This window comes from Pseudomonas sp. MWU349 (assembly GCF_017947325.1).
GTDB lineage: Bacteria > Pseudomonadota > Gammaproteobacteria > Pseudomonadales > Pseudomonadaceae > Aquipseudomonas > Aquipseudomonas protegens.
In genome coordinates this window covers 353,253-368,682 of the sequence record NZ_JAFEVP010000004.1, presented here as the reverse complement: position 1 = coordinate 368,682, position 15,430 = coordinate 353,253, and the positions used below count along the sequence as shown (strand labels likewise).

Here is a 15,430-nt window from a genome sequence, read left to right as displayed (position 1 = left end):
CGAATGCGCTAGAAATCTGGCGTCAAAAAATAAAATCAGTTTAAGGCTGGGCCCTGTCTGACGGTAAACTGCTCGCCATCTTCAATACCGCCACGTTCGAGCTCCGCTTGAAATGCCCCATACCCATGAAATCCGTCCCGATCTGGATGAAGGAATCGATCGCAAGGTTCTCAGCCAACTGCGCGCGCGTTTCCTGAAGCTCAATGAAGGGCGCATGGCCCGGGCAATGGAAGGGCTGTCGACACGCCAGCAGTTGGTCCTCAACCTGTTGCCGCTGTTCTTTCACGTCAATCACCCGTTGTTGCCCGGCTATGTATCCGGAGCCACCCCGGCGGGGCTTTCCTGCTACGAACCCGACCCCCAGGCCCTGGCCGAAGCCCAGCGCCTGACCCGATCGTTTTCCTACAAGCCGCGCCACGGCAACCCGCCACGGCCGATTCATGGCCTGTTTCTCATGGGCAGCCTGGGGACCCTGGCCCAGGCGGACCAGAGCGACATGGACGTGTGGGTATGCCATGCGCCGGATCTGGGCGAAAACGAGCTGGCCGAATTGCAGAAGAAGTGCCAATTGCTGGAGACCTGGGCGGCCGGCCAGGGTGCTGAAGCTCATTTCTTCCTGATCGACCCCAACCGCTTTGTCCGCGGGGAACGGGACACTCAGCTGAGTTCGGACGACTGCGGCACCACCCAGCACTACTTGCTGCTGGACGAGTTCTACCGCACCGCGATCTGGCTGGCCGGGCGCACACCGTTGTGGTGGCTGGTACCGGTGTACGAAGAACGCCGTTACGAACAGTACATCGACACCCTGTTGTCCAAGCGCTTCGTCCCCGCCGAGGAAAACCTCGACCTGGGCCACATGGCACGCATTCCGCCCGGCGAGTTCATCGGCGCCGGGCTGTGGCAACTGTTCAAGGGCATCGAGTCGCCCTACAAGTCCGTACTCAAGCTGCTGCTGATCGAGGTCTATGCCAGCGAGCATCCCAGGGTCCAGTGCCTGAGCCTGCGCTTCAAGCAGGCGGTGTTTGCCAACCGCCTGGACCTGGATGAGCTGGACCCCTACATCGTGGTCTACCGACGCATCGAGGAATACCTCAAGGCTCGCGGCGAGCCGGAGCGCCTGGAGCTGGTACGGCGCAGCCTGTACCTCAAGGTCAACCGCAAGCTTACCGTCGGCAACGCCGCCCGCAGCCCGAACTGGCAGCGCGCTCTGCTGGAGCGCCTGGCCAGTGAGTGGGGCTGGGACCAACGCCAACTGGCCCTGCTGGACAGCCGCACCCAGTGGAAGGTGCGCCAGGTCAGCAGCGAGCGCCGGGCCCTGGTCAACGAGCTCAACTACAGCTATCGCTTTCTGACCCAGTTCGCCCGCACCGAACAGGCCGCCAGCCTGATCAACAAGCGTGACCTGAATGTCCTGGGCCGGCGCCTGTATGCGGCCTTCGAGCGCAAGGCCGGGAAGATCGAGTTCATCAACCCCGGCATTGCCCCGGACCTGGCCGAAGACACCCTCACCCTGGTGCAGTCGCCGAACAAGAAGGAACCCGGGCAGAACCATTGGGGGCTGTACAACGGCAGCCTGACCGCCCTGGAGTGGGAGCATTTCGCCCCGATCAAGCGCAGTCGCGAGCTGCTGGAGCTGCTTACCTGGTGCCATCGCAACGGCGTGATCGACAGCAGCACCCGCCTGGCCCTGCACCCGGGCAGCAGCGACCTGAGCGAATTCGAACTGTTCAACCTGCTGGGCAGCCTGCAGCAGACCGTGCCACTGCCCTTGACGACAGTCAGCGAGGAACAGTTGCTGCACGCCGCCGTGCCCGGCGAAGTGCTGATCCTGGTGAATGTCGGGGTCGACCCCCTCAAGCACCACCGCGACCTGAATATTCTGATGACCACCGAACGCACCGACTCCCTGAGCTATGCCGGGGTACGCGAGAATCTGGTGCTGACCCTGGATCAGGTCACCCTCAATAGCTGGAACGAGGTCATGGTCGGCCGCTACGACGCCGAGCATGCGCTGCTCGACTGCCTGCGGGACTACCTGAACAATCTGCCGGCCGGCCCGCAACCGCGGCTGCGGGTTCGCTGCTTCTGTCACAACCGCGCGCAATTCATTGCCCGCCGGGTGGAAGAGCTGTTCGAAACCGCGCACAACCTGTTGCTCAGCCAGCTCAACTACCGTTACCTGATCCAGGTGCAGCAGCACTACCACGTGCTTGAACTGGTGCCAGGGCAGGTTCGGCACCGGGCCATGGCAACCCCTGCCGCACTGCTGGAGTACCTGGGCCAGGAGCAGAACCGCTACAGCCCACTGCACCTTGACCCGATGGCGCTGGAAGACCATGACCTGGCGCTGATCCTGCCCATGGGCCAGCCGGACTGCATCCAGGTGTTCTATCGGATCATCGACGAGCACGCGGAGCTTTACGTGCTCGATGAGTACAACGCGCTGTGGCAACAGACCCTGCCCTATCACGACGAGCACAGCCTGCTGGTGCCCCTGCAGCGCTTCCTGCAGTCGATTCTCTACCGCCGCGAGGCGCTGCTGCCGATGGACAGCAACCAGCCCGAGAAACCTTTGGACACACTCTACTTGCAGATTCTGCCCTCGGGCACGGGCCGCGCACGTCGGGTAGAGCCGCGGCCAGCCCCACCGACGCCGGTGGACAAAGCTTTCTATGACGTGCAGGCGATCATCGGCAAGGCAGCACCAGGCCAGGTGCAGGTCTCGCTGTACTGCAATCAACGGGAGTTTTCCGATCTGGAATATGGCGATCAACTGTTCGCCGCGGTGGCCCAGGAAATCGTCGGGCAGCGCCATGAAACAGAGCGCTATCGCTGCTACATCACGGACCTGGATCTTTCAGGGCTGCTCGGTGACATACAAAGCCCGAGCATCCTGTATCTGCGCTACAAGGCCAGCCTGGAGCGCGCACTGAACGACGCGCTCGAGCAGGTCTAGCCGAGGATCAGAGGTGGTAGTCGCCTGCGGCTTCCGGCTGGTATTCAACTTCCAGCAGGGTCAGCTTCAAGGTCTTGCCACCCGGAGCCGGCCAGTCGATGTACTGGCCTACCTGCAGGCCCAGCAGAGCGCTGCCCACCGGTGCCAGGATGGAAATCTTGCCTTCGTCGGCGTTGGCGTCCTGTGGATACACCAGGGTCAGGTGGTAGTCCTTGCCGCTGCTTTCTTCACGGCAGTGCACACGCGAATTCATGGTTACGACACCGGCCGGTACTTCATCGTGACCCACCAGCGTTTCGGCACGATCCAACTCGGTTTGCAGTGCAATGACACCTGGCAGCGAGTCGTCCAGACTGTCGATCAGGCGCTCCAGACGTTGCACGTCAAGGCGGGTAAGGATGATGGATGGTGCAGTACTCATGATCCTGGCTGACTCCTATTTTTTCTGCACAAAAAAGCAAAACCCCGCCAAATAAGACGGGGTTCTCACCGGCCTCGATGTAGCGAGGCGAAGCTGGACACTATCACAGCACACTGAATAAACAAACCGTACGAGTACGAAGCTAAATCCCGCCTGCCGCCGCACTCTGTTTGCGCTGCAGCGCCTGGGCGCAGATCACTCGCCGGCGCTGATCATCGGCCGAACGCCATTCACGGATGTCCTCCACATGGCGGAAACAGCCGCGACAGACCTTCTCCTCATCGAGGCGACAAAGGCTGATGCACGGCGAGCTCACCGCCGGGCTGACGTTGCTGTAGAGCGGCTTGGGCGCACGGGCCGGGGCGGGCTGGGTCACGGTATCAGAGCCCTTCGAACTCGAGCTTGATGTCGGCCTGCTCCAGGACAATGCGTTCCAGCATTTCCCCCAACTGCTCTTCGCTCTTGTCGCACATCCAGCGCTCGCTTTCCTCGTCGTAGTCGAAGTGGAACCCCCCAGAACGCGCAGCCAGCCAGAGTTGGCGCAAAGGCTCCTGGCGACTGAAGATCACCTGGCTGCCGTTGTCGAACTTGACGGTGAGCACCCCGGCCGAGCTTTCCAAGTCGATGTCCAGGTCGCTCTCATCGAAAATATCCTCCAGCGTCTGCTGGGTGGCATCCACCAGGTCGTGAAAACGGGCTTCGGTCAAACTCATTGCGGGAACCTCGAAAAGTGTCTACTCACGCTCAAGCGCCGCAAGATACGGGCGCTCCCCGGCGAATGCAAAGGATACCGAACGAGGAAATAAATGCGACGCCCATTGCACGAGCGCCCGACCAAAGCCACCGGCCGGGCCTTGGCAAAGGCCCTCTGGACGGGAGTTACGCTGCATAGGCAAGCTGCCGGGTGGCCGGTATACTCGGGCGCAATTTACGCATTCTCAAGGATTTCGCCATGAAGCGCCTGATCTCTTCCCTTGCTGCGCTCGTCGCGGTTGCTTGCCTCGTTACCGCCTGCGGCCAGAAAGGCCCGCTGTACCTGCCTGATGACAGCAAATCCCCTGAAGAGCAGGCGAAGTCGCAGTCGCACAAGCACGACACCTACTAAGGGCAAACCATGGACGCTTTTAACTACCGCGACGGGGAGCTGTTCGCGGAAGGCGTAGCCCTGTCCGCCATTGCCGAACGTTTCGGTACGCCCACCTACGTCTATTCCCGTGCGCACATCGAAGCCCAGTACCAGGCCTATGCCCAGGCTCTGGCCGGCATGCCGCACCTGGTCTGCTTCGCGGTAAAAGCCAACTCCAACCTTGGCGTACTGAATGTCCTGGCGCGCCTGGGCGCTGGTTTCGACATCGTCTCCCGGGGCGAGCTGGAGCGGGTCCTGGCCGCGGGCGGGCAGGCCGACAAGATTGTCTTCTCCGGTGTCGGCAAGACCCGTGACGACATGCGTCGTGCCCTGGAAGTCGGCGTCCACTGCTTCAACGTCGAGTCCGCCGAAGAGCTGGAGCGCCTGCAGCTGGTAGCGGCCGAGCTGGGCGTTCGTGCACCGGTCTCGCTGCGGGTCAATCCGGACGTGGATGCCGGCACTCACCCCTATATCTCCACCGGGCTCAAGGAAAACAAGTTCGGCATCGACATTGCCACCGCCGAGGATGTGTACATCCGCGCCGCGCAGCTGCCGAACCTGGAAATCGTCGGTGTCGACTGCCATATCGGCTCGCAACTGACCACCCTGGAACCCTTCATCGACGCCCTCGACCGCCTGCTGGACCTGGTGGACCGCCTCGGTGAATGCGGCATCTACCTGCGCCACATCGATCTGGGTGGCGGCCTGGGCGTGCGCTATCGCGACGAAGAGCCACCGCTGGCCGCCGACTACGTCAAGGCCGTGCGCCAGCGCCTGGACGGTCGCGACCTGGCCCTGGTGTTCGAACCGGGCCGCTTCATCGTGGCCAACGCCGGCGTCCTGCTGACCCGGGTCGAATACCTCAAGCACACCGAACACAAGGATTTCGCCATCGTCGACGGCGCCATGAACGACCTGATCCGCCCGGCCCTGTACCAGGCCTGGATGGATGTCAGCGCCGTGCGCCCGCGAGAGGCCGAACCCCGTACCTACGACATCGTCGGCCCGATCTGTGAAACCGGCGACTTCCTCGCCAAGGAACGCACCCTGGCCCTGGCCGAGGGTGACCTGCTGGCGGTGCATTCCGCTGGTGCCTATGGTTTCGTCATGAGCTCGAACTACAACACCCGCGGTCGTGCCGCAGAAGTACTGGTCGATGGTGACCAGGCTGTTGAAGTACGTCGCCGCGAGACGGTAGCCGAGTTATTCGCTGGCGAAAGCCTGCTGCCGGAGTAAGACCATGCTGCTGCGTTTTACCAAGATGCACGGCCTGGGCAATGACTTCATGGTTCTCGACCTGGTCAGCCAGCACGCGCATATTCTGCCCAAGCACGCCAAACAATGGGGTGATCGCAATACCGGGATCGGCTTCGATCAGTTGCTGATCGTCGAGGCCCCGAGCAACCCGGACGTGGATTTCCGCTACCGGATCTTCAACTCCGACGGCTCCGAAGTGGAGCAGTGCGGCAATGGTGCGCGCTGCTTTGCCCGCTTCGTGCTGGACAAGCGCCTGACCACCAAGCGCCAGATCCGCGTCGAGACCAAGAGCGGCGTGATCGAGCTGGACATCCGCAACGACGGCCAGATCAGCGTGAACATGGGCGCGCCGCGCCTGGTACCGGCGGACATTCCGTTCCAGGCGCCGGCCCAGGCCGACAGCTACACGCTGGATGTCGATGGCCGCCAGGTGCAGTTGGCCGCGGTGTCCATGGGCAACCCCCACGCCGTGTTGCGGGTGGATGACATCAACAGCGCGCCGGTGCACGAGCTGGGGCCGAAGATCGAACACCACCCGCGCTTCCCGGCGCGGGTCAACGTCGGTTTTCTCCAGGTCCTGGACCGCCAGCGCGCGCAACTGCGGGTCTGGGAACGCGGCGCCGGGGAAACCCAGGCCTGCGGCACCGGCGCCTGCGCTGCTGCTGTGGCCGCGATTAGCCAGGGGTGGATGGATTCGCCCCTATTGATCGACCTGCCGGGCGGGCGCCTGTCCATTGAGTGGGCAGGCCCTGGCCAACCGGTGATGATGACCGGCCCGGCAGTGCGCGTATACGAAGGACAGGTGCGTCTTTAAGTGAGCGAAATCCATGACTGATCAGCCGCAGGTTCCTGCCGAAACGCCCGACCAATCACCGTCCGAAAACCTGGAGGCGGCAGCCGTCGCCGCCTACCTGGAGGCCCACCCGGACTTCTTCGTCGACCACGATGAACTGCTCCCGGCCTTGCGCATTCCCCATCAGCGCGGCGACACCGTATCGCTGGTGGAGCGGCAGATGAAGATCCTGCGCGAGCGCAACATCGAGATGCGCCATCGCCTGTCGCAGCTGATGGACGTGGCCCGGGACAACGACCGGATGTTCGACAAGACCCGCCGCCTGATCCTCGCGCTGATGGACGCCACCAGCCTGGAAGAAGTGGTGATGAGCGTCGAAGACAGCCTGCGCCAGGATTTCCAGGTGCCCTTCGTCAGCCTGATCCTGTTCAGCGACAGCGCCATGCCGGTGGGTCGCTGGGTCTCCGCCGCCGAAGCCCAGGGCGCCATCGGCGGCCTGTTGTCCGAAGGCAAGAGCGTCAGCGGCAGCCTGCGCGAACACGAGCTGGATTTCCTTTTCGGCGAAGAGCAGCGCAAGCAGATCGGCTCTACCGCGGTGGTGGCCCTGGCGCATCAGGGCATGCATGGCGTGCTGGCGATCGCCAGCCGTGATCCGCAGCACTACAAGAGCTCGGTGGGCACCCTGTTCCTCAACTACATCGCCGAAGTCACCGGCCGCGTTCTGCCGCGCTTCACCCACTCGCTGCGCTCGGTACGCTGACCATGCAACAACAGCTGGACGCCTACTGCGCGCACCTGCGCAGTGAGCGCCAGGTGTCGCCCCACACCCTGCAAGCCTACCGGCGCGACCTCGAAAAGGTGCTGGGCTTCTGCGAGAAAATGCAGGTGCGCAGCTGGACCGACCTGGACATCCAGGGCCTGCGCAGCCTGATTGCCCGCCTGCACCAGCAGGGCCAGTCGTCCCGCAGCCTGGCGCGCCTGCTGTCAGCGGTACGCGGGCTCTACCACTACCTGAACCGCGAAGGCTTGTGCACTCACGACCCGGCCAACGGCCTGGCGCCGCCCAAGGGCGAACGACGCCTGCCCAAGACCCTGGACACCGACCGCACCCTGCAGTTGCTCGATGGCGCCGTGGAAGACGACTTCCTGGCCCACCGCGACCAGGCGATTCTCGAACTTTTCTACTCCTGCGGCCTGCGCCTTTCCGAACTGACCAGCCTCAACCTCGATCAGCTGGACCTGGCGGACGGCCTGGTGCAGGTCCATGGCAAGGGCAGCAAGACCCGGGTCCTGCCGGTGGGCAAGAAGGCTCGGGCAGCCCTGGAGCAATGGCTCCTCCTGCGCGCCCTGAGCAACCCGCCCGATGGTGCCCTGTTCGTCAGCCAGAAGGGCCGGCGCCTGGGGCCGCGGGCCATCCAGCTGAGGGTCAAGGCCGCCGGCGAGCGCGAACTGGGGCAGAACCTGCACCCGCACATGCTGCGCCATTCCTTTGCCAGCCATTTGCTGGAATCCTCCCAGGACCTGCGCGCCGTGCAGGAGCTGCTGGGGCATTCGGACATCAAGACCACGCAGATCTACACCCACCTGGACTTCCAGCACCTGGCAGCGGTCTACGACAGCGCCCACCCACGGGCCAAACGCAACAAAGGCGGTGAGTAATGACCATCAAGCTGATCACCTTCGACCTCGACGACACCCTGTGGGATACCGCCCCGGTCATCGTCAGTGCCGAAGCCACCCTGCGCCAGTGGCTGACCGAACACGCACCCCATCTCGGAGGCGTGCCGGTGGAGCATCTGTGGGCCATTCGCGAACGGGTGCTGCTCGCCCAGCCGAGCCTCAAGCACAGGATCAGCGCCCTGCGCCGCCAGGTGCTGTTTCATGCCCTGGAAGAAGCCGGGTATGACCCTGCCCAGGCCAACCAGTTGGCCGACCAGAGTTTTGAGGTTTTCCTGCATGCCCGGCATCAGCTGGAGATCTTTCCAGAAGTCCAGCCGACCCTGGAAGCCCTGGCCAATCACTTCGCCCTTGGCGTGGTCACCAACGGCAACGCCGACGTGCGCCGCCTGGGCCTGGCGGACTACTTCAAGTTCGCGCTGTGCGCCGAAGACATCGGCATCGCCAAGCCCGACGCCCGGCTGTTCCACGAAGCCTTGCAGCGTGGCGAAGCGACTGCCGACACCGCCGTGCATATCGGCGACCACCCGGGGGATGACATTGCCGGCGCACAGCAGGCGGGCCTGCGTGCGATCTGGTTCAATCCCAACGGCAAGGCCTGGGAAGCCGAACGCGCGCCAGACGCCGAGATCCGCAGCCTGATTGAACTACCCGGGCTGCTTGCCCGCTGGCATCGCGGCGCCTGAACCGGCGCTTTCGCGAGCAAGCTCGCTCCTACAGCAAGCGCCGGCGCTCGGGGGCCGCTTCCGAAAAGGGTGCCCATGAAAAAGCCCGCAGCGACGGCGGGCTTTTTCAGCAAGCAAGGTGCAAGGCTCAGATAGGCCGGCTGCCGTACTTGTTATCAGGCTTTTTGGGCGGATCGGCGACCACGTTGGCCTCGACTTCCTGCACTTTGCCGCCACGGGCCAGGAACTCTTCCATGGCACGCGCCAGTGCATCACGCTCCTTGTTCTTGGCTTCGACACTCGGCAGCTCGTCTACCGAGACGGCAGCCTTGGCCTTGCCTTTGGCGGTTGGAGCAGGAACATCACTGCCATCGTCTTCCGCCACATCGTCGGCGGCCGCTTCAAGACCTTCTTCGGTTTCGTCTTCGTCACCTACTTCGAGGTCGTCGTTTTCCAGATCATCGTCGCTCATGTTCTACCTCATGACTTGCGAAAAGCAGATTAGTTATAGCCCAGCTGTGCCGACTGTCGAAGGCCGCCGGAAAAAAATCAACGTCCACTGATACTCAGCGGCTTATGCCTTATCACCGTGCAAGGTGGCAAGGACTTTGCGAGCACCGCCATGATCGCGATGCTCGCCCAGATAAACGCCTTGCCAGATGCCCAACGCCAGACGCCCCGCCGCTACCGGCAAAGTCAGCTGACAGCCTAGCAAACTGGCCTTGAAGTGCGCCGGCAGGTCATCCGCGCCTTCGTCGTTATGTTCGTACCCGGCCATGCCTTGAGGCACCAGGGTGTTGAAGTAACGCTCGAAGTCACGCCGTACCGCCGGATCGGCGTTCTCGTTGATGGTCAACGAGGCCGAGGTATGTTGCAGCCACAGATGCAACAGGCCAACCCGACATGCCTTCAACTCAGGCAGGCCGGCGAGCAACTCGTCCGTCACCAGATGAAAGCCCCGGGGCCTGGCCCGCAGGGTAATCAGGGTCTGTTGCCACATACCGATCTCCACGCTTCGGCGCGCATTCTAGCGCGCTCAGGGAAAAAACAAAGCGCCGAATAATCCTGCTTTAGTGTAAGCATTTGCCCTGCCGGAAATCGTCACGACAAACACGCCAATGCTTGTCAGAAAATCCTTTCAGCCTTTCTCAATGACAAACTTCAGGCAAAAAAATGCCCGGCCGGAGCCGGGCTTTTTTTCTTGCGCGATTACAGGTTGTAACCACGCTCGTTGTGTTGTGCCAGATCGAGGCCGACCGCCTCTTCTTCCTCGCTCACCCGCAGCCCCATGACCGCGTCCAGAACCTTGAGGATGATGAAGGTGACGATCGCGGTGTAGATCACCGTGAAACCCACGCCCTTGGCCTGGATCCAGACCTGAGTCGCAACATCGGTGACGGTGCCGAAACCACCCAGGGACGGAGCGGCGAACACACCAGTGAGGATCGCACCGAGAATACCCCCGATGCCGTGCACGCCAAAGGCATCCAGGGAGTCGTCATATCCCAGCTTGCGCTTGAGGCTGGTGGCGCAGAAGAAGCACACCACACCGGCCGCCAGACCGATGATCAGGGCGCCCATCGGGCCAACGGTACCGGCAGCCGGAGTGATTGCCACCAGGCCTGCGACCACACCCGAAGCGATGCCCAGCGCGCTAGGCTTGCCGTGGGTGATCCACTCGGCAAACATCCAGCCCAGGGCGGCGGCGGCCGTCGCGATCTGAGTGACCAGCATGGCCATGCCGGCGGTGCCGTTGGCGGCAGCGGCGGAACCGGCGTTGAAGCCGAACCAGCCGATCCACAGCATGGCTGCGCCCATCAGGGTGTAACCCAGGTTGTGTGGCGCCATCGGCGTGGTCGGGAAACCCTTGCGCTTGCCCAGCACCAGGCAAGCCACCAGGCCCGCGATACCGGCGTTGATGTGCACCACGGTGCCGCCGGCAAAGTCCAGCACGCCCCAGTCGCCCAGCAGCGAGCCCGGACCGCTCCAGACCATATGGGCGATCGGCGCATACACCAGGGTGAACCACACGCCCATGAAGATCAGCATGGCGGAGAACTTCATCCGCTCGGCGAAGGCACCGACGATCAGTGCTGGAGTGATGATGGCGAAGGTCATCTGGAAGGTGACGAATACCGCTTCAGGGAACAGCGCAGCCGGGCCGGTCAGGCTGGCCGGGGTGATGCCCGCCAGGAAGGCCTTGGAGAAGCCGCCCACGAAGGAATTGAGGTTGACCACGCCGGCTTCCATCCCGGTGGTGTCGAACGCCATGCTGTAGCCGTAGATGAACCACAGGACAGTGATCAGGCCGGTAATGGCGAAGCACTGCATCATTACCGAAAGAATGTTTTTCGACCGCACCATGCCGCCGTAGAACAGCGCCAGGCCAGGAATGGTCATGAACAGCACCAGGGCTGTGGAGGTCAGCATCCAGGCGGTATCGCCGGAGTTGAGGACTGGAGCCGCCGCTTCGTCTGCCGCCATGGCCAGGCCTGGCATTACGAGGGACAAAAGGGCTCCTAGCCCTGCGAATTTACGCAGAGTCATATTGTTTTCTCCTGGGGCGTTGGGTTTGGCGGCTTAGATTGCGTCGGTATCGGTTTCGCCGGTACGGATGCGAATAGCCTGTTCCAGATTGACCACGAAGATCTTGCCGTCACCGATCTTGCCGGTGTTGGCGGCCTTGGTTATCGCCTCGATAACCCGGTCAAGATCCTTGTCGTCAATGGCGACATCGATCTTCACCTTGGGCAGGAAATCCACCACGTACTCCGCACCGCGATACAGCTCGGTGTGACCCTTCTGCCGACCGAAGCCTTTGACTTCAGTGACGGTAATGCCCTGCACGCCGATCTCGGACAGCGACTCGCGCACGTCGTCCAACTTGAACGGCTTGATGATGGCAGTGACTAGCTTCATGAAACTCTCTCCCGAATTGGTGGACTTGCCCCAGGAAAACAAACCCGACTCAAGTCTAAGCGCAGTGCCTGGCTTTGTAACGCACCGTCGGCCTTCCTCAGCCCGACCGACGCCAGCTAACCGCTGTCTGACGAAACACTCCCCGCTCCGCCTGCCGCACTGCATTCGTCATAGCGACTGCATCAGTGCATGGGTCACCAGGGTCTAAGCAGAAAGCTTGCCAGCTCGGGAAAAAGCAGTGATTTCAGTCCTTTGCCCGGAGCCGGCAGGCAATGCGGGAAAACGGCGCCCGGGATACGCACAAAAACGGTGCGTTGGCGCCCGGCCAGATGCGCGAAAAACGTGCAACCCGTGGCCACCTGGAGCGTCGTTGCTGCGTGATACACTGCGGGCCGACTGCAATTCAGGACTCTCCCATGCTCGCGCCCAAAGACCTTCTCGACGCCCTGAGCGGCCACGCCTCGCGGTTGCTCAGCGGTGAAACACCCCTGCCCCGCAATGAAATCGAAAGCCAGCTCAAGGCCCTGCTACAAAGCGGCTTCAGCAAGCTGGACCTGGTCAGCCGGGAGGAATTCGACAGCCAGATGGTGGTCCTGGCCCGCACGCGCGCGCGCCTGGAAAGCCTCGAAGCCAAGGTGGCGGAGCTGGAAGCCCGGCTGAACCCGGCAGCGCAATGATCTGAATCCGGGTTCGTCGGCAGGCCGGCTCCTACAGACCTGTCCTGTAGGAACTGGCTTGCCGGCGAAGGCTCGCGCACCGACGACATATCCTGTGCCCATTCGGGCGCGCCTCTGACCAGCCCCTTCATCTATCCTTGCAGCACCGCAGGACGCGGTTCCCGCTGTCGCAAGGAAGCTTTCCCCATGTCCCTGGCAATCATTCACAGCCGTGCCCAGGTCGGCGTCCAGGCTCCGGCTGTCAGTGTTGAAGTGCACCTGGCCAACGGCTTGCCAAGCCTGACCCTGGTGGGCCTGCCGGAAGCCGCGGTCAAGGAAAGCAAGGACCGGGTGCGCAGTGCAATCCTCAATGCCGGGTTCAACTTTCCGGCCCGGCGCATCACCCTCAACCTGGCGCCGGCGGACCTGCCCAAGGACGGCGGGCGCTTCGATCTGGCCATCGCCCTGGGCATCCTTGCCGCCAGCGTGCAGGTGCCGGCCCTGGCCCTGGACAACATCGAATGCCTGGGGGAGCTGGCACTGTCCGGCGCGGTGCGCCCGGTACGCGGCGTACTGCCCGCCGCACTGGCGGCACGCGACGCCGGGCATAGCCTGCTGGTGCCCCGGGCCAATGCCGAAGAAGCCTGCCTGGCCAGCGGTCTAAAGGTGATCGCGGTGGACCATCTGCTGGAGGCCGTTGCCCATTTCAACGGCCACGCGCCGATTGCGCCCTATCTCAGCGACGGCCTGGTGCAGAGCCACTTCCCCTACCCCGACCTCAGCGAAGTGCAAGGCCAGCTCGCCGCCAAGCGTGCCCTGCTGATCGCCGCGGCGGGCGCCCACAACCTGTTGTTCAGCGGCCCGCCAGGCACCGGCAAGACCCTGTTGGCCAGCCGCCTGCCCGGCCTGCTGCCACCGCTGCAGGAAGGTGAAGCCCTGGAAGTCGCGGCGATCCAGTCGGTGGCCAGCCACAAGCCCCTGCGCTACTGGCCACAGCGGCCGTTTCGCCAGCCCCACCATTCGGCTTCGGGTGCGGCACTGGTCGGAGGCGGCTCGAAACCCCAGCCCGGGGAAATCACCCTGGCCCATCACGGCGTGCTGTTTCTCGATGAACTGCCGGAGTTCGACCGCAAGGTCCTGGAAGTGCTGCGCGAGCCCATGGAGTCCGGGCAGATCGTCATTGCCCGAGCCCGGGACCGGGTGCAGTTCCCGGCACGCTTCCAACTGGTGGCAGCGATGAACCCCTGCCCCTGTGGATATCTTGGCGAGCCCAGCGGACGCTGCCGTTGCACACCGGAGCAGATCCAGCGCTATCGCAACAAGTTATCCGGGCCGCTGCTGGATCGCATCGATCTGCACCTGACCGTGGCCCGCGAAGCCACTGCCCTCAACCCCGAGCCGCAACCGGGCAATGACAGCGCCGCAGCCGCCACCAGGGTCGCCGGGGCCCGCGAGCTGCAACGCGAGCGCCAGGGCTGCGCCAACGCCTTTCTCGACCTGCCCGGCCTGCGTCGCCACTGCAAATTATCCACAGCCGACGAGGGCTGGCTGGAAGCGGCCTGCGAACGCCTGGGCCTGTCGTTGCGGGCCGCTCATCGTTTGCTCAAGGTGGCGCGTACCCTGGCGGACCTGGAACAGGCTGCGCGCATCAGCCGCGAGCACCTGGCCGAAGCCCTGCACTATCGGCCCAGCGCCGATTGAAGGTTCATTCCCGGGACAGGTCCACCAAGGGTGTTGGCCGCACTTCGGTCTGACGCCCATCCTGGATCTGGCTGACGCGGCTCAGGGCTTTATCCACCGCGGCTTTATCGGCCAACAGGCTGTAGCGAATCTGGAATTGCCGCTGCTCCTTGGCGCCAATACTCGGCACCAGATTCAACGGCCGCTGGTAACGGCGGTTGTAGGAAAAGCTGGTGCCCGGTTCCAGACCCGTCACATAACCCTGGCCCTGGGTGTCGGTGTTTTTCCACAGGGAAAACACCGGCAGTTGCCCAGTGTTGAAGCCCAGGGAAACACCCAGGCTCCCGGCCTTGTTATGCAACACCGCCAGGGTCTCGCCCCGGGCGTCGGCGTAGGGCACGAGGTTGTACACGGTTTCGTCGTAATCGCGGGTCGGGCCGCGATAGGTCTGCCAATCCCCTAGATCGGCCTTGGCCTTGTCGTTGAACGGCGACACCTGCTTCACTGGCGCGGCAAATTTTGCCCCCTGCTCAAGGAATGGCGTGCTGAAGTTGCTGTGGTACAGCGCCTGGTATTCCTTCGCATAGTCGCCGTTGTTGGTCAGGCGATCGTTGAGGGTAAAGCTGGTGCTGCCCGGCTCGGTGACCAGCTCGGTGGCGACGCTGAAATCCACCTTCTTGAACGCCTGCTCCTTGAGCTCGCCCCGCAGGTGAATGGCATAGGGCGGTTGCTCATCGATATGCAGCGTGACCTTGCTCGCCGGGATGTTGGCCGCACGACCGTGCAGGGTCAGCAGTTCGCCATTGTCCAGGCCCGGGTGCCCGACCCACTCATAGCCACAGCGGGCCACCAGTTCGTTGAAGCCCTCCAGCCAGCCCAGGCCGCCGCGGCCGTTAAGCTCGATGAAAGCCGGGTTGACCACCTCCTTGACCGGCGAATCCCAGCCCAGGCGCACCTCGCCCACCGAAGCCTGCAGCACGTTCATGCCCCGGGTCGGCACCACCGAGAGCTGCATCACGCCGTTGTCGATGTCGACAATGCTCACCCCCTCCTGGCGTCCGCCATGCAGGGTGCGCAGGGTCACGGAAAACGGCCGCTCGGTCTTGACCCCCAACTGTTCGCTGGTCAGGTGCAGGTTGCGGGGAGCCTTGTCGGTATCGAGCAATACATAGTCCCAGGCCATGGCGTGGGAGGTGGCGGCCAGCGCGCCAAGGGTGACCAGCAGTTTCAGCGGAGTCATGCAGGAGTGCCTTTTTTGGAGTTGTACGGTTTTTATA

At 63.2% G+C, this 15,430-nt stretch carries 17 protein-coding genes; 9 read left to right on the top strand and 8 right to left on the bottom strand.

What is annotated here, in order from left to right; all coding sequences use genetic code 11:
• Positions 1–112 precede the first annotated feature (112 nt).
• On the top strand, positions 113–2,959 hold the full coding sequence (locus KCG88_RS18015; protein WP_210712829.1) for a class I adenylate cyclase: 2,847 nt from the start codon (positions 113–115) through the stop codon (positions 2,957–2,959).
• A 7-nt stretch (positions 2,960–2,966) separates the two neighbouring features.
• Here the strand turns inward: KCG88_RS18015 and rnk are convergent, their stop codons facing one another.
• The 3 genes from rnk to cyaY all read right to left on the bottom strand — a co-directional run bounded on the left by rnk (position 2,967) and on the right by cyaY (position 4,093).
• The gene (rnk, locus tag KCG88_RS18010) at positions 2,967–3,380 is read right to left on the bottom strand and encodes a nucleoside diphosphate kinase regulator (RefSeq protein ID WP_011064182.1); all 414 of its coding nucleotides are present in this window, start codon (positions 3,378–3,380) and stop codon (positions 2,967–2,969) included.
• Between the two features lie 142 nt (positions 3,381–3,522).
• Complete coding sequence (locus KCG88_RS18005) at positions 3,523–3,756, bottom strand: DUF1289 domain-containing protein (RefSeq protein WP_047289914.1); 234 nt, start codon at positions 3,754–3,756, stop codon at positions 3,523–3,525.
• Between the two features lie 4 nt (positions 3,757–3,760).
• Positions 3,761–4,093: an iron donor protein CyaY gene (gene cyaY / locus KCG88_RS18000; protein WP_011064183.1), complete on the bottom strand. Its 333-nt coding sequence runs from the start codon at positions 4,091–4,093 to the stop codon at positions 3,761–3,763.
• A 239-nt stretch (positions 4,094–4,332) separates the two neighbouring features.
• Here cyaY and KCG88_RS17995 point away from each other — a divergent pair, with 239 nt between their 5' ends.
• From KCG88_RS17995 to KCG88_RS17970, 6 genes are read left to right on the top strand one after another with little or no spacing between them, the layout of a single operon-like run.
• A complete protein-coding gene (locus KCG88_RS17995) occupies positions 4,333–4,485 on the top strand; it encodes a lipoprotein (protein ID WP_016966948.1) in 153 nt (50 codons plus the stop codon).
• A 9-nt stretch (positions 4,486–4,494) separates the two neighbouring features.
• Positions 4,495–5,742, top strand: a complete 1,248-nt coding sequence (gene lysA / locus KCG88_RS17990; protein ID WP_047338107.1) for a diaminopimelate decarboxylase — start codon at positions 4,495–4,497, stop codon at positions 5,740–5,742.
• A 4-nt stretch (positions 5,743–5,746) separates the two neighbouring features.
• Positions 5,747–6,577: a diaminopimelate epimerase gene (gene dapF / locus KCG88_RS17985; RefSeq protein ID WP_011064186.1), complete on the top strand. Its 831-nt coding sequence runs from the start codon at positions 5,747–5,749 to the stop codon at positions 6,575–6,577.
• A 13-nt stretch (positions 6,578–6,590) separates the two neighbouring features.
• Positions 6,591–7,316 (top strand): DUF484 family protein, encoded by a 726-nt coding sequence (locus KCG88_RS17980; protein WP_210712828.1) that lies wholly within the window; start codon positions 6,591–6,593, stop codon positions 7,314–7,316.
• Positions 7,317–7,318: 2 nt separating this feature from the next.
• Positions 7,319–8,215: a tyrosine recombinase XerC gene (xerC, locus tag KCG88_RS17975; RefSeq protein ID WP_210712827.1), complete on the top strand. Its 897-nt coding sequence runs from the start codon at positions 7,319–7,321 to the stop codon at positions 8,213–8,215.
• Complete coding sequence (locus KCG88_RS17970; protein WP_210712826.1) at positions 8,215–8,919, top strand: HAD family hydrolase; 705 nt, start codon at positions 8,215–8,217, stop codon at positions 8,917–8,919. The genes xerC and KCG88_RS17970 overlap by 1 nt, the downstream gene beginning before the upstream one ends.
• Before the next feature lie 127 nt (positions 8,920–9,046).
• On the opposite strand, the gene sutA is transcribed toward KCG88_RS17970, so the two are convergent.
• The 4 genes from sutA to glnK form a co-directional block, all read right to left on the bottom strand.
• The gene (gene sutA, locus KCG88_RS17965) at positions 9,047–9,370 is read right to left on the bottom strand and encodes a transcriptional regulator SutA (RefSeq protein WP_007926654.1); all 324 of its coding nucleotides are present in this window, start codon (positions 9,368–9,370) and stop codon (positions 9,047–9,049) included.
• A gap of 102 nt (positions 9,371–9,472) precedes the next feature.
• Positions 9,473–9,898 (bottom strand): secondary thiamine-phosphate synthase enzyme YjbQ, encoded by a 426-nt coding sequence (locus KCG88_RS17960; protein WP_011064190.1) that lies wholly within the window; start codon positions 9,896–9,898, stop codon positions 9,473–9,475.
• 209 nt (positions 9,899–10,107) lie between these two features.
• The gene (locus tag KCG88_RS17955; RefSeq protein ID WP_047338110.1) at positions 10,108–11,445 is read right to left on the bottom strand and encodes an ammonium transporter; all 1,338 of its coding nucleotides are present in this window, start codon (positions 11,443–11,445) and stop codon (positions 10,108–10,110) included.
• 33 nt (positions 11,446–11,478) lie between these two features.
• Positions 11,479–11,817, bottom strand: a complete 339-nt coding sequence (gene glnK, locus KCG88_RS17950) for a P-II family nitrogen regulator (RefSeq protein ID WP_002555808.1) — start codon at positions 11,815–11,817, stop codon at positions 11,479–11,481.
• 416 nt (positions 11,818–12,233) lie between these two features.
• Between glnK and KCG88_RS17945 the strand changes: the two genes are divergently transcribed.
• Positions 12,234–12,494: an accessory factor UbiK family protein gene (locus KCG88_RS17945; RefSeq protein WP_011064192.1), complete on the top strand. Its 261-nt coding sequence runs from the start codon at positions 12,234–12,236 to the stop codon at positions 12,492–12,494.
• Positions 12,495–12,680: 186 nt separating this feature from the next.
• Positions 12,681–14,174 (top strand): YifB family Mg chelatase-like AAA ATPase, encoded by a 1,494-nt coding sequence (locus tag KCG88_RS17940; RefSeq protein ID WP_210712825.1) that lies wholly within the window; start codon positions 12,681–12,683, stop codon positions 14,172–14,174.
• A gap of 4 nt (positions 14,175–14,178) precedes the next feature.
• Here KCG88_RS17940 and KCG88_RS17935 read toward each other — a convergent pair whose 3' ends face one another.
• A complete protein-coding gene (locus KCG88_RS17935) occupies positions 14,179–15,393 on the bottom strand; it encodes an aldose 1-epimerase family protein (protein WP_047338111.1) in 1,215 nt (404 codons plus the stop codon).
• Positions 15,394–15,430: the final 37 nt, after the last annotated feature.